Here is a 16968-nt window from a genome sequence, read left to right on the forward strand (position 1 = left end):
TGACCGGAGCGGGAGGCTGTCAGCTGCCCGTGCCGGTCCTGCCCCAGTCCGGCCCGGCCTGCGACCACGCCCGGTCCAGGCGGGCGTACCGGCGCCGCACCATGCGCCACACGACCAGCCGCCGGGAGCCCTCGACGAGTCCGGCGCAGATCGCTGCCGCGCCGAATCCGGCGAGCACGGCGTGCGTCGTCGCGGTGGCGGTATCCAGGGGGCGGCCGATTATTCGGCCCTGCTCGTCGGTCCACAGCTTGAACCGGTCGCCCGGCTGCGGGGACTTGAGGGCGGCCATCACCGTGCCGTGCCGCTCGGAGCCGTCCGGGCCCCTCCAGTCGGCGAGCACACGGTTGTGCGACTCGCGTGCCGAGGACGTCTCGGGGTCCGGGTCGAACGGGCGGCTGTCCGCCTTCTTGACGACGGTCGCCTCCACCAGGTGGCGGTCCAGCCGCTGCTGCCGTACGGACTCCTGCAGGGCGTCCTGTGCGAGTGAGCCGACCCATGCGCCGGCCACGGGGGCGGCGACCAGGATGAGCAGCAGCGCCGCAAGTGCCAGCCAGGCCTCGACGAGATCGGTCGTACGGCGCAGCGGATTGCTCCGCCAGCGCCAGAGTCCCCTGATGGCCCTCAATGTCGCACCCCCTTCCCCATCCGTGATAACCCGCCGGCGGAGCCGTCCACGCACGGGGCCGGGGAAGAGAGAGCGAAATCACCCCTCGTACCGGCCTTTCATGAACTTCTCACAAGACCTCAACGGGCGTGCCCGGCACCGTGGTTCCCCACGCGAGGACCTATTCGAGGATTCTGACCGGGTCCCCGACCCGCACGGTGCCGAGGGACTCCGGCACCAGGTTCTGCCCGAAGACCAGCTTGCCGCCGAAGCGGCGGTGGCGGGCGAGTGTGCGCAGCGGTTCCCCGCCGCGCTCGGCGGTTTCCTGGTCGGTAGTGGTCACGACACAGCGCCCGCACGGCTTGGCTATCCGGAAGACGGCCTCGCCGATGGCGATCCTCGGCCAGGCGTCCTCGGCCCAGGCTTCGGTGCCGTCGACGACCACGTTCGGCCGGAAGCGGTTCATGGGGAGCGGGCCCTCGTCGGGCCGGTCGCCGCGCGCGATCAGGGAGTTGAGGGCGTCGAGGGAGGCGACGGTGGTGAGCAGCAGGGGATAGGCGTCGGCGAAGCTGACGGTCTCGCCCGAACGCGCATACTCCGGATCGAGGGGGCGACGGGTGGCCGGGTCGTCGAGATGCATGAGACGCACGTTGATGCCGAGATACTCGCTGAACCAGGCGTGCGCCGCGGCGTCGGCGGGAACCCCCTCCACCTTGTCGCGCGGCATCTCGACCGTCGTCGTGCCGATCGGCTCGGGCACTGCAACGGCCAGCGGTTCACAGCCGGGCCCGGACAGCAGAACACCGCCGCCGGGCTGTGGCTCGGCGGCGGCAAGCGCCATGCGCGGATACGCGCGCTGGGTGATGACCTTGCCCGTCTCGTCGATCAGTACCCAACGCCGGTCGCCCGCCAGGCCCCAAGGCTCCACGACGGCCTGGCGCGCGGCATGGCCCCTGGCCGCCTTGAGCGGATAGACGTGGATCGAGCGCAGCACCGAGATCGACATGAGGCCATCCTGCCAGCCGGCACTGACAACCTCCTCCGAGGGAGCCGGCCGATCGGAGCTGACCTCAGTATCCGCCGCGGTATTGCTGCTGCTGCCCGTTGTACGGGTCCTGATACGGCGCCGGAGCCGGACGGGGAGCCGCGGGGCGCATCGCCTCGTAGCCCGTACCGCCCGCCACGGGACGCTGCGGCTGTACCGGACGCTGCGGCTGCTGGGCATGAGAGCCCGGGTAGCCACGCGGACCGGCCGTCTGCTGTTGCGGGATGTACGGCGCGGCGGCCTGCTGCAGCGGCTGGGGCTGCTGGGCCTGCGGGTAGCCGTACGACGGCGCCTGCGGCGACGGTGCGGCCGGCAGGGCGGGCAGCGCTGACGGAAGCGCGGGCAGGTGGCTGCTGCCCGTGTCGTACGCCGAGGGGACCCGGATCGGCGCGATCTGCGGGGTACCCCGCTCAGCGACGAGCGAGTCGTAGATCGGAGTGTCCGGGAAGGAGGCGGAGTAGTAACCGCCGCCATAGGTGGAGCGGGGGGAGGTCATGGCACATAAGTTAAGCCCACGATGTGCTGGTTGGGGAGACCGATAAGAGGGTTGTTTTTCGTGTCGGCAGTGACGCGCCATCCCCAATGTGAGCGAACTTGTAGAAAAGGGACGCTGGTTGAAGTTGAGATCGTGTAAAGGCCGAGTTCCGGAAGGGTTACCGGTCAGTTGGGTGACCTTCCCGCGAACCGGGTCATGGGCGATCGCCGTTCGCTGGAATAGGTTGGCGAAGAACGACTTCATGTACTGAACTGAAGCGCGGTCCGGCGCGGAGACACCCGATGGGGGCGGACATGTCAATGCCTAAAGGTTCGAATGTTCCGGTGCCGACAGCCGGACTTCGCGTCGAATTGGGGTGGAGTTCGGGCCCCGGCGTCCCCGACGCGGATGCCTCGGCGCTGTTGCTGGTCTCCGGAAAAGTCCGGTCCGACGATGACTTCGTCTTCTTCAACCAGCCGACGCACGCGTCCGGCGCGGTGCGGCGCGAGGGCAAGAAGGATGCCGGCGGCCAGGTGACCGACACACTGATCGTCGACCTCGCGCGCGTGGAGCCCGCGATTGAGACGGTGGTGGTCGTCGCCTCCACGGACGGGGGCGCGTTCGGGCAAGTGCCCGGCCTGTACATCCGGGTCCTCGACGCCCAGCAGGGCACGGAGGTCGCGCGCTTCGACAGCGAGGGCGCGACCTCGGAGACGGCATTCGTGCTCGGGGAGTTCTACCGCCGGCAGGGCGCCTGGAAGTTCCGCGCCGTAGGCCAGGGCTACAGCAGCGGACTGGAGGGCCTGGCCACGGACTTCGGGATCACGGTGGACGAACCGCAGCAGGCGGCGCCGCCCTCATCCATGACACCGTCGCCCGCGCCTGTGACGCCACCGCCGCCCGCGCCCGTCGCCCCGCCGGTCACGGCCGTGCCGCCGGCGACACCACCGGCTGCGCCGCCCGCCCAGCCCGCCGCCCCGGTACGCCTGACCAAGGTCACGCTCACCAAGGAAACCCCGTCGGTCTCGCTCACCAAGCAGGGCGGCACGTCCGGTGCCATGCGCGTGAACCTCAACTGGCAGGTGCGCAAGCAGTTCTCGGGGTGGCGCAGCAAGCTGGGCCAAGCCGTCGCCATGCACTCCGACCTCGACCTCGACCTGTGCGCCTTGTACGAGCTCTCCGACGGAAGCAAGGGCGTCGTCCAGGCACTGGGCAACGCGTTCGGGGCACTGCACCAGCCTCCGTTCATCCATCTCGACGGCGACGACCGCACCGGGGCCTCGGCGAGTGGCGAGAACATGAGCATCAACCTCGACCACCAGGAGTACTTCCGCCGCATCCTCATCTTCGTCACCATCTACGAAGGAGCCCGATCCTTCGCCGACCTGGACGCCACGGTGACCCTCCAGCCGCTGCACGGCGCGCCCGTCGACTTCTCGCTCGGCGAGTGCACCGTTCCCTCGACGGTGTGCGCGCTGGCGCTCATCACCAACACCGGCAGTGATCTCGTCGTCCAGCGCGAGGCCCGCTTCCTGGTTCCCGAGCGCGGCGTGAGCCCGCAGCGCACCGTCGACTACACCTACGGGTGGGGCATGAACTGGACCCCCGGCAGGAAGTGACCTGGCCGGGAGTGATCATTCACCGCTGCTCGGGCGCCGCGTCGGGACGGGCGTAGGTGCGGCCCTTCCAGGCCGCACCGCGCCCCCTGTAGTGCTGCACTGCGGAATCCACCGTCATCAGGAGGTACAGGAACGCGGTGAACGGAAGCAGTGGGGCGAGCAGGAGCGGCTGACGGTAGTACCGGAGCATCGGCAGGTACGTCACCGTCATCAGCAGCCACGCGAGCCCCCCGGCCACCGCCGCTCCGGAACTGCCGGCCGCCAGGCCCGCGACGAGCGCCACGGGCGGTACCAGGTAGACCACGGCGAGACCGGCCACCGTTCCGGCCAGCAGCAGGAGACTGTGCCGCAGTTGGGCATACGCACTGCGCGACACCATCCGCCACAGATCGTGCAGCCGCGGATACGGACGCACGCTGTCGACGTGTTCGGAAAGCCCCAGCCAGATGTGCCCACCGGAGCCCTTCACCGCCCTCGCCAGCGCCACGTCGTCGATGACGGCGTGCCGGATGGCGTCAGGGACGCGGGCCCGCTCGGCGGCGTCCGTGCGCAACAGGACGCAGCCGCCCGCCGCGGCGGCCGTTCGCGACCCCTTCACGGCGATCCGGCGGAACGGATACAGCTGCGCGAAGAAGTACACGAAGGCGGGCACCACCAGCCGCTCCCAGGCGCTCTCGACCCGCAGCCGCGCCATCTGCGAGACGAGGTCGAAGCCTCCGGTGCGGGCCGCGGAAACCAACTCCCGCAGGCTGTCCGGTGCGTGGGCGATGTCGGCGTCCGTCAGCAGCAGATATTCGGGTGCACGCGCGCGTGCCAGGCCGATTCCGTGCCGTACGGCCCAGAGCTTGCCCGTCCAGCCCGTGGGCGGCTCCCCGGGCGAGCCGACGGTCAGCGGCAGCCCGCCGTGCCGCTCGGCAAGCTCGCGGGCCAGTTCCCCGGTGCCGTCCGAGCTTCCGTCGTCGACCAGGAACACCTCGGCCCGCCCCGGATACTCCTGCGCGAGGAGCGACGGCAGGCTGCGCGGCAGTACGGCGGCCTCGTCCCGCGCCGGTACGACGACGCAGACGTACGGCCAGTCCTCCGGCTCACGGCGCGGCGGCAACCGCAGATCCGTACGCCAGAAGAAGCCCTGTCCCAGCAGCAGCCACAGCCAGGCGGCCAGCGATCCGGTGGCGGTCCACACAAGGGCGTTCACGGGCCGCAGTCTGCCCCACCACGAGGGGCCGTTGAGGCGGATCGTCTATGGTGACCGGGTGAAGATCGCGCTCATGGACTCCGGAATCGGACTGCTTCCCGCTGCCGCCGCGGTACGCCAGCTGCGGCCCGATGCGGATCTCGTCCTCTCCTGGGACCCTGACGGGATGCCCTGGGGACCGCGCACTCCGGAGGACATCACGGCGCGCTCGCTGGCCGTTGCCGAGGCCGCCGCCAGGCATCGTCCCGATGTCCTGATTGTCGCCTGCAACACCGCATCGGTGCATTCTCTGCTGGCGCTGCGTGCCCGTTTCGAGCCGGATCTGCCGATCATCGGCACCGTTCCGGCGATCAAGCCGGCCGCTGCGGGTGGCGGACCGGTCGCGATCTGGGCGACGCCCGCGACTACCCGCAGCCCCTACCAGCGCAGACTCATCCGGGAGTTCGCCGACGGTGTGACCGTCACCGAGGTGCCGTGCCCCGGCCTCGCCGACGCCGTGCACCATGCGGACGAGTCGGCTATCGATGCCGCGATCGCCGCGGCTGCCGCGCTCACCCCTGACGACGTAACGACCGTCGTCCTGGGGTGCACCAATTACGAGCTGGTCGCCCAGCGCATCCGCGCGGCCGTGCAGAAGCCGGGCCTCCCGCCGCTCGTCCTGCACGGTTCCGCCGGTGCCGTCGCTGCCCAGGCGCTGCGCCGGATCGGTGAGCGCCCGGTTGCAGAAGCTGCCGCCGACCCTGCCCTCACAGTGATCCTCAGCGGACGCGAGGGCGGTTTGCCCGCGACCGCTCTGACGTACGCGGAAGGCCGCCTTCTCCACGCCGTCAGCCCCGCCCGCTGAACGCCTCGGAACGAACCGGACACCTGACGTCCACCCGGACCAGTAACTGCCCCCGACCCGGTGCCCGCACTGCGGAACCTGAGTAGTCTCAAGGCCATGAGGCACCCCCACGGCGAAAAGGATGCTGCCGGCACCCCGCATTCCGACGTCTGGCACGGCCGCGCGACCAACCGCGTGCAGTGGCTGCTCGCCCTGGGCGGCGCCGGCTGCGTGGCCCTGGGGATCGAGCTGGCCGTCGACTCGGCCTGGACGTCGGGCATCGTGCCGCTCGTCATGTCCGTGGTCGGCTGCATCGCCGGAGGGCTCCTGGTCCTTTTCGGCACACTCGCGTTCGTGCATGTTGCCGTGAAGGTCGACAAGGAGTGCCTCGAAGTGCGCTGCGGTCACATTGGCCTGCCGCGCCGTCGGATTCCCCTGTCCCACATCATCGGCGCGGACTTCCTGCCCCGGGTCACCCCGCGCCACTGGGGCGGCTGGGGTTATCGCTGGCGGCCCGAGAAGGGGACCGCCGTAGTCGTCCGGCGTGGTGAGGGCTTGGTACTTCGACTCGGCGACGGCCATTCGTTCACGATCACGGTGGACAACGCCGAGGCGGCCGTACGGGTCATCCGGGCCCGCCTGGCGTCGACGACATCGACGACTCGGGGCACCGCGCTCTGACGCCGCCGCCCGGTCAGGGCCCCAGCCTCCCGCTGCCGGTGCGCCCGTCCGCGTCCACCTACCTTCCCGGCACGTCGGGCCCCTCGGCCAGGGGACGGGCTGTGGCGAGCCCCGCGAGCAGTCCCGCCCCCGCCGTCACCGTAGGGAAGCTCAGCGCATTGCCGACCGCGGCGATCGCGGCCAGAGCGGTGAGCGCGGCACCCGCGGTGAGGGCGACCGGCGTCTGCCGCGGCGTGCGCCACAGCGCGTACAGGATCCAGCCGAACACCGCCGCGAGGAGCACCACACCGACGAGTCCCTGCTCAGCCGCCTGCTGAAAGGGTGCGGAGTACGGCTTGCCGTCCGTTGTCGGCGACTGCGTGATCGTCGGGCTCAGCTCCGCGAACCGTCCCGGTCCGACGCCCAGCCCCGGCTCCCGGTGGGCCAGATCGAGCGCGTCGCGCCACAGCTGGACGCGCTGCTGGGTGAGCTGTCCCTCCAAGGAGGAGGTCAGGCCGTTCGGCAGCACGTTCTCGGCGACGGCCCAGGTCGCGCCGGTCACCAGGCCCGCGGCGGCGGCGAGGCCGGCGAGTCCCGGGCCGCGGCGCATGCGGTCGGCGGCGAGGGAGCACAGCAGTACGCCCGCACAGGCGACACAGCCCGCCGTCGAGCCCAGGAAGGCCGAGGCCACCCCGATCCCGGCGGCCAGCAGCCGCAGCCCGAGCCGCAGCGCCAGCGGGCGCGCCGCCCAGGCCGCACAGCACGCGGCCCCCGCGGACAAGGTCAGCAGAGCCGCGGTGGAGCCGGTCTGCCCGAGCGGCGAGATGACCTGCGGCCCCGGTGCCGTGTTCGGGGCGGCGATCGCGAGGCCAAGACCGGCCAGCGCACCCGCGGCAGGGGCGGCGACCGGCAGGAACGACCCGCACATCCGCCCCGAGGCATAACCGGCGGCCACAGCGAGCACCGCGAGCAGCACTCCCTCGGGCCGGCCACCGTGCACCGACGCGGTGATCAGGGACCAGGTCGCGCAGACCCCGAGCACGATCACGCCCGCCACGTCCGAAACGGTACGTCTGCCGTACGCCGGCACCGGCTCGGCCGACGCCATTCCCATGGACCCCACCCGTCGCCCCCCGACCCATGACGGACCCCGACCGATTGGCCGGATACGGCCGTACGTGAGGGGCTTCGGCACACCGTAACGGGTGGTGCGCCGCTTTGTGGACAAGTTGCGCAGAAACGATGCAGCTGTCGGGTGGAGCCGCCTGGCCAGGGGCGGACGGACCGCGCTGTCGGTGACCAGGTCACGCGCCGTACACTCCCCGAGTGACCGCCACAGCAACATCCGTAGACCAGCCGGAACAGCTCGGACCGCAGGACCGGCCCGCATCGCGCGGGGCACGGCTGGCCCAGCGGTTCGGTCCGGCCGCCGTCGCGGCGCTCTCCGGAGTGCTCCTCTACGTCAGCTTCCCGCCGCGCACCCTGTGGTGGCTCGCCCTGCCGGCCTTCGCGGCCTTCGGCTGGTGCCTGCGCGGGCGCACCTGGAAGGCGGGCCTACGGCTCGGCTATCTCTTCGGCCTCGGCTTCCTGCTGCCTCTGCTCGTGTGGACCGGTGTGGAGGTCGGCCCGGGGCCGTGGCTGGCCCTCGTCGTCATCGAGGCGGTGTTCGTCGCGCTCGTCGGCGCCGGCGTCGCGGCGGTGTCGAAACTGCCCGGCTGGCCCGTGTGGGCGGCTGCGCTGTGGACCGTCGGCGAGGCGGCACGCGCACGCGGGCCGTTCGGCGGCTTCCCTTGGGGCAAGATCGCCTTCGGCCAGGCGGACGGGATCTTTCTGCCGCTCGCAGCGGTCGGCGGCACTCCCGTGCTCGGCTTCGCGGTCGTCCTGTGCGGCTTCGGGCTGTACGAGATCGTCCGTCAGGTCGTCGAAGCACGGCGCACCCATGTCGTACGACGTGGGGCCGCCGCCGCGGCACTGCTCAGCTTCGTACTCCCCGTAGTGGGCGCTTTCGCCGCCCGCCCCCTGGTCAGCGACAAGGCGGAGGACGGCACCGCGACCGTCGCCGTCATCCAGGGCAACGTCCCGCGCGCGGGCCTCGACTTCAACTCCCAGCGGCGCGCCGTGCTCGACTACCACGCCCGGGAGACCGAGCGCCTGGCCGCGCAGGTCAGGGCGGGCAAGGTCGCCCAGCCGGACTTGGTGCTGTGGCCGGAGAACTCCTCCGACATCGACCCCTTCAGCAACCCCGACGCGCACACCGTGATCGAAGCGGCCGTCAAGGCGATCGGCGCGCCCGTCTCGGTCGGCGGCGTCGTCGAGAAGGACGGCAAGCTCTACAACGAGCAGATCCTGTGGGACCCGGACAAGGGGCCCGGCGACACCTACGACAAGCGGCAGATCCAGCCGTTCGGCGAATACCTCCCTCTGCGCTCGCTCATCGGCGCCATCAACGAGGACTGGACCTCGATGGTGCGCCAGAACTTCAGCCGGGGCAGCGAGCCGGGCGTGTTCACCATGGCGGGCACCAAGGTCGGACTCGCGACCTGCTACGAGGCCGCCTTCGACTGGGCGGTGCGCGACACGGTCACCGACGGAGCCCGCATGATCTCCGTACCGAGCAACAACGCCACATTCGACCGCAGCGAGATGACCTACCAGCAGCTCGCCATGTCCCGGGTACGCGCCGTCGAGCACAGCCGCACCGTCACCGTCCCGGTCACCAGCGGAGTCAGTGCTGTGATCATGCCCGACGGGAAGATCACCCAGCGCACCGGAATGTTCGTGGCGGACTCGCTGGTCCAGGAGGTGCCGCTGCGCTCCTCGCAGACTCCGGCCACGCGTCTCGGTGAGCTTCCCGAGCTGGCGCTCGTGCTGCTCGCCGCCGGCGGCCTCGGCTGGGCGGTGACGGCGGGAGCCCGCGCCCGACGCGCCGGTGACGTGTAGCCGTACGCCGGTCGTACGCGCCCGGAACTCGCCGGAGGGACGGAGCCGGGCCGTTAGGGTCGCTCCATGGCTACTCCTGACTTCATCACCGCCATCCGGGCCACCGCCGGCCGGCAACTGCTCTGGCTCCCCGGAGTCACCGCCATCGTCCTCGACGACGAGGAGAGAGTGCTGCTGGGACGTCGCTCCGACACTCGCAAATGGTCGGTGATCGGCGGCATCCCGGACCCGGGCGAGCAGCCGGCGGCCTGTGCGGTACGGGAGGTCTACGAGGAGACGGCGGTGCGCTGCGTCGCCGAGCGGGTCGTCCTGGTGCAGGCCCTGGAGCCGGTCACCTACGCGAACGGTGACCTCTGCCAGTACATGGACATCACCTTCCGCTGCCGTGCCGTGGGCGGCGAGGCACGCGTCAACGACGACGAGTCGCTGGAGGTCGGCTGGTTCCCGGTCGACGCCCTGCCGGAGCTGAACGAGCACGGACTGTTCCGGATCAAGCAGGCACTGTCCGACGCACCCACGTGGTTCGACTCCATGACCTGAGAGCAAAGTGTGGTTGACGACCACATCGGTCGGGGCTGGGCTGCTGCCTAGGGTCGGGGCATGACCGCGCCCAGTGCCCTCGCAGGCCCCCACGCCCCGTCCCTCGACCTCGGCGGCTGTACCGCCCTCGTCACCGGCGCCGCGGGCGGCATCGGCCGCGCGTGCGCACTGCGGCTCGCCGCGGCCGGGGCCAAGGTGCGGGCGGTCGATCGGGAGGCCGGGGGCCTGGAAACGCTCAGCGACCAGGCCCGGGGCCTCGCGGGCACCGTCGAACCACACGTCCTCGACCTCACCGACCTGGACGCCGCGGAGTCCGCCGCCGGGGGCACCGACGTCCTCGTCAACAACGCCGGGCTGCAACTGGTCCGCCCGCTCGAGGAGTTCCCGCCCGACACCTTCCACACCGTGCTGACCGTGATGCTCGAGGCCCCGTTCCGGCTGATCCGCGGGGCACTGCCCCACATGTACGGTCAGGGGTGGGGCCGCATCGTCAATGTGTCGTCCGTCCATGGGCTACGCGCCTCCGCCTTCAAGTCGGCGTATGTGGCGGCAAAACATGGACTGGAGGGCCTCTCCAAAACCGCCGCCCTGGAAGGCGCCCTGCATGGCGTCACCTCGAACTGTGTGAACCCCGCCTACGTGCGCACCCCACTGGTCGAGAAGCAGCTCGCCGACCAGGCCGCAGCCCACGGGATCCCCGAGGAGCAGGTGCTGACCGAGATCATGTTGCGGGACAGCGCCGTCAAGCGGCTCCTCGAACCGGAAGAGGTCGCTGAGGCCGTCGCGTACCTGTGCAGCCCGCCCGCGTCCTTCGTCACCGGCACGTCGCTGGTCCTCGACGGTGGCTGGACCGCGCACTGACGAGAGTTGTCCACAGGGCTGGTCAGGTTGTCGGTGCGGTGAGTAATCCTGGTGGACATGTCTCGCGATCAATTGCAGTCCGCAGGGCGCTCCGAGGCGAGCGCCGAGGCGCCGTTCCTGGAGCTGCTGGCCCGGGGCGCGTCCGCCGACGCGTACGAGCAGCCGGTGCTGCTCGCCCGTGCCGACGGGCTGCCGCTCGACCGGGTCGCTGCTCTGGAGCACGCCAAGGTGCTCGCGCTGCGCGTGCGTTCCGAGATGGAGGGACGCCGCCGACGCGAGGCCGAGCTGTCCGCGCTCTTCGAGACGGCCCACGACCTGGCGGGGCTGCGTGATCTCGACGCCGTGCTGCAGGCGATCGTGCAGCGTGCGCGTTCGCTGCTGAGTACGGACGTCGCGTACCTCAGCCTGAACGATCCGGCCAAGGGCGACACTTACATGCGGGTCACCGAGGGCTCGGTGGCGGCACGCTTCCAGCAGCTGCGGCTCGGCATGGGGGAGGGGCTCGGCGGGCTCGTCGCTCAGACGGCCCGGCCCTATGTCACCGATGACTACTTCCAGGACGGCCGCTTCCAGCACACTTCGACCATCGACGCGGGTGTACGGGACGAGGGGCTGGTGGCGATCCTCGGTGTGCCTCTGATGCTCGGGCCGCATGTCATCGGCGTGCTTTTCGCGGCCGACCGCCGTGCGCGGGTCTTCGAGCGGGAGCAGATCGCGCTGCTCGGCTCGTTCGCCGCCCTGGCGGCCGCCGCCATCGACACCGCGAACCTGCTCACCGAGACCCGCGAAGCACTCGGGGACCTGGAGCGGGCCAACGAGATCATCCGGGACCGCAGCGGGGTGATCGAGCGCGCCTCAGACGTGCACGACCGGCTGGCCGAACTCGTCCTGCGCGGCGGCGGAGTCCACGACGTGGCCGCCGCGGTCTCCCAAGTCCTCGACAGCACAGTGGAGTTCACCGAGGCGGGCGCCGCACTCGGCGATGCGCTGGAGGTATCACGCGCCGAAGGCCACGCCGTCCGGCGCGGGGACGACTGGGTCGCGGCCGTCGCCGCCGGCGGTGAACTGCTCGGCGCGCTGGTGCTGCACGGCCACCCGCGGCTCGACCCCGTCGACCAGCGCACCCTGGAGCGGGCCGCCATGGTCACCTCGCTCCTCCTGCTCGCCCGCCGCTCGGCAGCCGATGCTGAACAGCGCGTCCGCGGCGAGCTGTTGGACGATCTGCTCGACGCGCGCGATCGCGATCCCCGGCTGCTGCGCGAGCGTGCCGCCCGGCTGGACGCCGACCTCGACGCCACCCACGTGGTGCTGGCTGCCCGTCTCGACGCCGCGGCCGCCGACGCGGACCAGGAGGCCGCCGCCCGCCGCAGGCTGTGGTCCGCCGCGTCCCACCTCGCCGCCACCCGGCGCGGCCTGGCCGCCGCCCGCGACGGGGGCACCGTCCTGCTCCTGCCCCTGCGTCCCGGTGACAGGGCGACGGACCTGGCCCGCCGCATGGCCGGAGACCTGGGCACCGCCGTACATGAGGCGGTCACCGTCGGTGCCTCCGCGCCGGTCGAGAACCTCGCCGCCCGCCCGGACAGCGTGGCCGACGCCTACGCGGAAGGGCAGAGATGCCTCGACGCACTGCGGCTGCTCGGCCGGGCAGGGGACGGTGCCGCCGCCGAGGACTTCGGGTTCCTGGGGCTGCTTCTCGCCGGAAGCCGGGACATCTCCGGCTTCGTCGAGCGCACCATCGGCAAGGTCGTGACGTACGACGAGAGACGGGGCACCGATCTTCTGTGCACCCTCGACGCGTACTTCGCGTGCGGCATGAGCCCGGCGCGCACGAAGGACGAGCTGCACGTCCACGTCAACACGGTCGCGCAGCGCCTGGATCGGGTTGGCCGGCTGCTCGGACCCGACTGGCGGAGCCCGGCCAGGGCTCTGGAGATCCAGCTCGCCCTACGGCTGCACCGGTTGTCGTCCGCGGCGCGGCACTGACCCCCGCACGCACGGGCGCACGGGGGTCGGCCGCAGGGAAACGCCTGCTCCAGGAAACCGGCTCAGGCGGTACGGGCATCAGAGGTGCGCGCCGAGGCCGTCGCGGGCTCCGCGCCGGGCTCGGCCTCCACCTCGGCGAGGTCGCGGTGCCGGGTCTCCTTCGCCACTCCCACCGCGATCAGCGTCAGCACGACAGCCCCGATCACGTACAGGGCGATCGGCGTGGAGCTGTCGTAGTCCGCCAGCAGTGCGGTCGCGATGAGCGGCGCGGGCGCGCCCGCCGCGACGGACGAGAACTGCGCGCCGATCGAAGCGCCCGAGTAGCGCATACGGGTCGCGAACATCTCCGAGAAGAAGGCGGCCTGCGGTGCGTACATGGCCCCGTGCAGGACCAGGCCCACGGTCACGGCGAGGATCAGGTTCCCGAAGCTCCCGGTGTCGATGAGTGAGAAGAACGGGAACATCCACAGACCGACTCCGGCCGCACCCAGCAGATACACGGGCCGACGGCCGACGCGGTCCGACAGGGCGCCCCAGGCCGGGATGACGGCGAAGTGCACGGCGGAGGCGATGAGCACCGCGTTCAGCGCGGTCTGCTTGGAGAGTCCGGCCGACGTGGTGGCGTACACGAGGATGAAAGCGGTGATCACGTAGTAGCTGATGTTCTCCGCCATGCGTGCGCCCATGGCGATCAGGACGTCGCGCCAGTGGTGCCGGAGCACGGACACCAGCGGAAGCTTCTCGGCGGGTCCGTCCTGGGCCGCCTTGCGCGCCTCGGCCTGCGCGAGGGCCGCCTTGAAGACGGGCGATTCATCGACAGACAGCCGAATCCACAAACCGACGATCACCAGAACGCCCGACAGCAGGAACGGAATACGCCAGCCCCAGGACGTGAAGGCGGATTCCGAGAGGACCGCGGTCAGCAGCGACAGCACGCCCGTCGCCAGCAGCTGCCCGGCGGGCGCCCCGGTCTGCGGCCACGAAGCCCAGAACCCGCGCCGCCGCGCGTCTCCGTGCTCCGACACCAGCAGCACGGCGCCGCCCCACTCACCACCCAGCGCGAAGCCCTGCACCAGGCGCAGCACGGTCAGCAGCACTGGAGCCGCCGTACCGACGGTCGCGTGCGTGGGCAGCAGCCCGATCGCGAAGGTCGCCCCGCCCATCAGCAGCAGACTCAGCACCAGCAGCTTCTTGCGCCCGAGCCGGTCGCCGTAGTGCCCGAAGACCAGCGCCCCGAGCGGCCGGGCCGCGAATCCCACCGCGTACGTCAGGAACGAGAGCAGCGTGCCGACGAGAGGGTCGGAGCCCGGGAAGAACAGTTTGTTGAAGACGAGCGCGGCGGCGGACCCGTAGAGGAAGAAGTCGTACCACTCGATCGTGGTGCCGATGAGGCTCGCCGCGACGATCCGGCGGAGGTTCGAGGGTGGTGGGGGAGCGGTTGCTGCGGAGGCCATGAACACCACTTCCAGGCGGGCGGGGACGCTTACTTGTCGGCACAACCTAGGAAGGCGCACGGCCATGGCCCATGTGGGGGGACACCATAGTTTTGGGCGCCAGTGTGCGGCTGTCCACCATGAGCGGACGGATCGCCCGGTGATGACGGCGGTGGCTCCACACGCCATCCACCAGCGTCCTTCCTCTTCTTGCAGGCGTTCGAGACGGGCCAGGATCCGTCCGTCCGGAGGACGTCGGTTTCGCCTCCGGGGCCGGTCTGTGGCGCGTACCGGGCCTGCGGCGCGAGGAGCTCGCGCATCCGGCCGGAGTGAGCGTCGACTACTACGTACGGCTGGGAGCGGCGCACCATCCGTACCAAGTCGTACTGCGCGTGATGGCGAAGGCCTGAGGGCTGAGACCTCGGAGTGTGACGCAGCCATGGCTCACTTGTACGGGCCCCTGTCCGGGGAGGGCCGATCACGAGATATCTTGATGTCGAGCAATGTTGCAGACGTGGAGCGGAGCACCCGGTGACTGACTCGACCATCATCTATACGCACACTGACGAGGCCCCGGCCCTGGCGACGCATTCGTTCCTGCCGGTGATCCAGGCCTACGCCTCGACGGCCGGGGTCACCGTGGAGACGCGGGACATCTCCCTGGCGGGGCGGATCATCGCTCTCTTCCCGGAGTACCTCGAAGAGGGGCAGCGCATCCCGGACGCCCTGGCCGAGCTGGGCGATCTCGCCAAGACGCCCGAGGCGAACATCATCAAGCTGCCGAACATCTCGGCGTCCATTCCGCAGCTCAAGGCCGCGATCGCCGAGCTCCAGGAGCAGGGCTACGCGCTGCCGGCGTACCCGGACGACCCGAAGACCGACGAGGAGCGCGATATCCGCGCCCGCTACGACAAGGTCAAGGGCTCCGCCGTCAACCCGGTCCTGCGCGAGGGCAACTCCGACCGTCGCGCCCCCGCCTCGGTGAAGAACTACGCCAAGGCCCACCCGCACCGCATGGGCGCCTGGACCTCCGAGTCGAAGACCAACGTCGCGACCATGGGTGTGGACGACTTCCGTTCCACGGAGAAGTCCGCGGTGATCTCCGAGGCCGGCGCGCTGCGCATCGAGCTGAAGGGCGACGACGGCTCCACCACCGTGCTGCGCGAGTCCGTACCCGTACTTGCCGGTGAGGTCGTCGACGCCTCCGTGATGCGGGTCGCCGCGCTGCGCGAGTTCCTGACCGCGCAGATCAACCGTGCCAAGTCCGAGGGCGTGCTGTTCTCCGTACACCTGAAGGCCACGATGATGAAGGTCTCCGACCCGATCATCTTCGGTCACGTGGTGCGCGCCTTCTTCCCGAAGACGTTCGCGAAGTACGGCGAGAAGCTCGCCGCGGCCGGTCTCACCCCGAACGACGGACTCGGCGGCATCTACAAGGGCCTCGAGTCCCTGCCCGAGGGCGCCGAGATCAAGGCCTCCTTCGACGCCGAGCTCGCCGAGGGTCCCGAACTGGCGATGGTCGACTCCGACCGCGGCATCACCAACCTGCACGTCCCCTCCGACGTCATCGTCGATGCCTCCATGCCGGCCATGATCCGCACCTCCGGCCACATGTGGGGCCCGGACGGCGAGGAGGCCGACACGCTCGCCGTCCTGCCGGACAGCAGCTACTCGGGCGTCTACCAGGTCGTCCTCGACGACTGCCGCGCGAACGGCGCCTTCGACCCGTCGACCATGGGCTCGGTCCCGAACGTCGGCCTGATGGCGCAGAAGGCCGAGGAGTACGGCAGCCACGACAAGACCTTCGAGATCCCCACCACGGGTACGGTCCGTCTCGTCGACCAGGCCGGGAACGTCGTCATCGAGCAGACCGTCTCCGCCGGCGACATCTTCCGCGCCTGCCAGACCAAGGACGCCCCGATCAAGGACTGGGTGAAGCTGGCCGTCACCCGTGCCCGCGCCACCGGCGACCCGGCCGTGTTCTGGCTGGACGAGACCCGCGCGCACGACGCGCAGCTGATCACGAAGGTCAAGCAGTACCTGCCCGAGCACGACACCGAGGGCCTGGACATCCGCATCCTGAACCCGGTCGAGGCGACCAAGCTCTCCGTGGAACGCATCCGCCGTGGCGAGAACACCATCTCGGTCACCGGCAACGTCCTGCGCGACTATCTGACCGACCTGTTCCCGATCCTGGAGCTGGGCACCAGCGCCAAGATGCTCTCGGTAGTCCCGCTGATGAACGGCGGCGGCCTCTTCGAGACGGGCGCCGGCGGTTCCGCGCCGAAGCACGTCCAGCAGCTGGTCAAGGAGAACTACCTGCGCTGGGACAGCCTGGGTGAGTTCCTCGCCCTCGCGGTCAGCTTCGAGCACCTCGCGCAGACGACCGGCAACGCGCGCGCCCAGGTGCTCGCCGACACCCTCGACCGCGCTACGGCGACGTTCCTGGAGAACGACAAGTCGCCGAGCCGTCGCGTCGGCGGCATCGACAACCGCGGCAGCCACTTCTACCTGGCCCTCTACTGGGCCCAGGAGCTGGCCGGGCAGACCGAAGACGCGGCGCTCGCCAAGGCCTTCGCCTCGGTGGCGGAGACGCTGACCACGCAGGAGCAGGCCATCGTCGACGAGCTGCTCGCGGTGCAGGGCTCGCCGGCCGACATCGGCGGCTACTTCCGGCCCGACCCCGCCAAGGCGTCGGCCGTGATGCGCCCGTCGGCGACCTTCAACCAGACGCTCGCTTCGCTGGCCTGACGGTTCGGTTCGGCTCGCGAGAGACGAACACGCCAGAAG

The 16968-nt window shown here is 70.7% G+C and carries 14 protein-coding genes; 8 read left to right on the plus strand and 6 right to left on the minus strand.

Annotated elements, in window-relative coordinates:
* Positions 1-19: 19 nt before the first annotated feature.
* From ACGFNK_RS34240 to ACGFNK_RS34250, 3 genes are all read right to left on the minus strand, one after another.
* On the minus strand, positions 20-625 hold the full coding sequence (locus tag ACGFNK_RS34240; RefSeq protein WP_393422189.1) for a hypothetical protein: 606 nt from the start codon (positions 623-625) through the stop codon (positions 20-22).
* Between the two features lie 160 nt (positions 626-785).
* The gene (locus ACGFNK_RS34245) at positions 786-1610 is read right to left on the minus strand and encodes an MOSC domain-containing protein (protein ID WP_393422191.1); all 825 of its coding nucleotides are present in this window, start codon (positions 1608-1610) and stop codon (positions 786-788) included.
* Positions 1611-1674: 64 nt separating this feature from the next.
* Positions 1675-2145 (minus strand): DUF6643 family protein, encoded by a 471-nt coding sequence (locus tag ACGFNK_RS34250; protein WP_386348627.1) that lies wholly within the window; start codon positions 2143-2145, stop codon positions 1675-1677.
* A gap of 299 nt (positions 2146-2444) precedes the next feature.
* Between ACGFNK_RS34250 and ACGFNK_RS34255 the strand changes: the two genes are divergently transcribed.
* Positions 2445-3743, plus strand: coding sequence for a TerD family protein (locus tag ACGFNK_RS34255; RefSeq protein WP_393422363.1), 1299 nt, complete (start codon positions 2445-2447; stop codon positions 3741-3743).
* Between the two features lie 19 nt (positions 3744-3762).
* Here ACGFNK_RS34255 and ACGFNK_RS34260 read toward each other — a convergent pair whose 3' ends face one another.
* A complete protein-coding gene (locus tag ACGFNK_RS34260) occupies positions 3763-4938 on the minus strand; it encodes a glycosyltransferase (RefSeq protein ID WP_393422193.1) in 1176 nt (391 codons plus the stop codon).
* A 58-nt stretch (positions 4939-4996) separates the two neighbouring features.
* Between ACGFNK_RS34260 and ACGFNK_RS34265 the strand changes: the two genes are divergently transcribed.
* Positions 4997-5782 (plus strand): glutamate racemase, encoded by a 786-nt coding sequence (locus tag ACGFNK_RS34265; protein ID WP_393422195.1) that lies wholly within the window; start codon positions 4997-4999, stop codon positions 5780-5782.
* Between the two features lie 96 nt (positions 5783-5878).
* Positions 5879-6442, plus strand: coding sequence for a hypothetical protein (locus tag ACGFNK_RS34270; protein WP_393422197.1), 564 nt, complete (start codon positions 5879-5881; stop codon positions 6440-6442).
* A gap of 58 nt (positions 6443-6500) precedes the next feature.
* Here the strand turns inward: ACGFNK_RS34270 and ACGFNK_RS34275 are convergent, their stop codons facing one another.
* A complete protein-coding gene (locus tag ACGFNK_RS34275; protein ID WP_393422365.1) occupies positions 6501-7529 on the minus strand; it encodes an O-antigen ligase family protein in 1029 nt (342 codons plus the stop codon).
* A 218-nt stretch (positions 7530-7747) separates the two neighbouring features.
* Between ACGFNK_RS34275 and lnt the strand changes: the two genes are divergently transcribed.
* The 4 genes from lnt to ACGFNK_RS34295 all read left to right on the plus strand — a co-directional run bounded on the left by lnt (position 7748) and on the right by ACGFNK_RS34295 (position 12745).
* Complete coding sequence (lnt, locus tag ACGFNK_RS34280; protein WP_393422199.1) at positions 7748-9361, plus strand: apolipoprotein N-acyltransferase; 1614 nt, start codon at positions 7748-7750, stop codon at positions 9359-9361.
* A 66-nt stretch (positions 9362-9427) separates the two neighbouring features.
* Complete coding sequence (locus ACGFNK_RS34285; RefSeq protein ID WP_393422201.1) at positions 9428-9901, plus strand: NUDIX domain-containing protein; 474 nt, start codon at positions 9428-9430, stop codon at positions 9899-9901.
* Between the two features lie 60 nt (positions 9902-9961).
* Entirely contained in the window at positions 9962-10762 is an 801-nt protein-coding gene (locus ACGFNK_RS34290) for a 3-hydroxybutyrate dehydrogenase (RefSeq protein ID WP_386348644.1), read from the plus strand.
* A gap of 57 nt (positions 10763-10819) precedes the next feature.
* On the plus strand, positions 10820-12745 hold the full coding sequence (locus tag ACGFNK_RS34295) for a helix-turn-helix domain-containing protein (RefSeq protein WP_393422203.1): 1926 nt from the start codon (positions 10820-10822) through the stop codon (positions 12743-12745).
* A 62-nt stretch (positions 12746-12807) separates the two neighbouring features.
* Here ACGFNK_RS34295 and ACGFNK_RS34300 read toward each other — a convergent pair whose 3' ends face one another.
* The gene (locus tag ACGFNK_RS34300) at positions 12808-14199 is read right to left on the minus strand and encodes an MFS transporter (protein WP_386348649.1); all 1392 of its coding nucleotides are present in this window, start codon (positions 14197-14199) and stop codon (positions 12808-12810) included.
* A 510-nt stretch (positions 14200-14709) separates the two neighbouring features.
* Here ACGFNK_RS34300 and ACGFNK_RS34305 point away from each other — a divergent pair.
* Positions 14710-16929, plus strand: coding sequence for an NADP-dependent isocitrate dehydrogenase (locus ACGFNK_RS34305; RefSeq protein WP_393422205.1), 2220 nt, complete (start codon positions 14710-14712; stop codon positions 16927-16929).
* The last annotated feature ends 39 nt before the right edge of the window (positions 16930-16968 follow it).

The sequence above is a fragment of the Streptomyces sp. NPDC048825 genome, from assembly GCF_043198355.1.
In the GTDB taxonomy this organism is placed as follows: Bacteria; Actinomycetota; Actinomycetes; order Streptomycetales; family Streptomycetaceae; genus Streptomyces; species Streptomyces xiangluensis.

What these genes read in the sequence shown, in the direction of transcription:
- ACGFNK_RS34255 (WP_393422363.1), top strand. Translation starts at nt 2,445, where the DNA reads ATGCCTAAAGGTTCGAATGTTCCGGTGCCGACAGCCGGACTTCGCGTC.
- ACGFNK_RS34245 (WP_393422191.1), bottom strand. Translation starts at nt 1,610, where the DNA reads ATGTCGATCTCGGTGCTGCGCTCGATCCACGTCTATCCGCTCAAGGCG.
- ACGFNK_RS34300 (WP_386348649.1), bottom strand. Translation starts at nt 14,199, where the DNA reads ATGGCCTCCGCAGCAACCGCTCCCCCACCACCCTCGAACCTCCGCCGG.
- ACGFNK_RS34275 (WP_393422365.1), bottom strand. Translation starts at nt 7,529, where the DNA reads ATGGCGTCGGCCGAGCCGGTGCCGGCGTACGGCAGACGTACCGTTTCG.
- ACGFNK_RS34290 (WP_386348644.1), top strand. Translation starts at nt 9,962, where the DNA reads ATGACCGCGCCCAGTGCCCTCGCAGGCCCCCACGCCCCGTCCCTCGAC.
- ACGFNK_RS34250 (WP_386348627.1), bottom strand. Translation starts at nt 2,145, where the DNA reads ATGACCTCCCCCCGCTCCACCTATGGCGGCGGTTACTACTCCGCCTCC.
- ACGFNK_RS34285 (WP_393422201.1), top strand. Translation starts at nt 9,428, where the DNA reads ATGGCTACTCCTGACTTCATCACCGCCATCCGGGCCACCGCCGGCCGG.
- ACGFNK_RS34270 (WP_393422197.1), top strand. Translation starts at nt 5,879, where the DNA reads ATGAGGCACCCCCACGGCGAAAAGGATGCTGCCGGCACCCCGCATTCC.
- ACGFNK_RS34295 (WP_393422203.1), top strand. Translation starts at nt 10,820, where the DNA reads ATGTCTCGCGATCAATTGCAGTCCGCAGGGCGCTCCGAGGCGAGCGCC.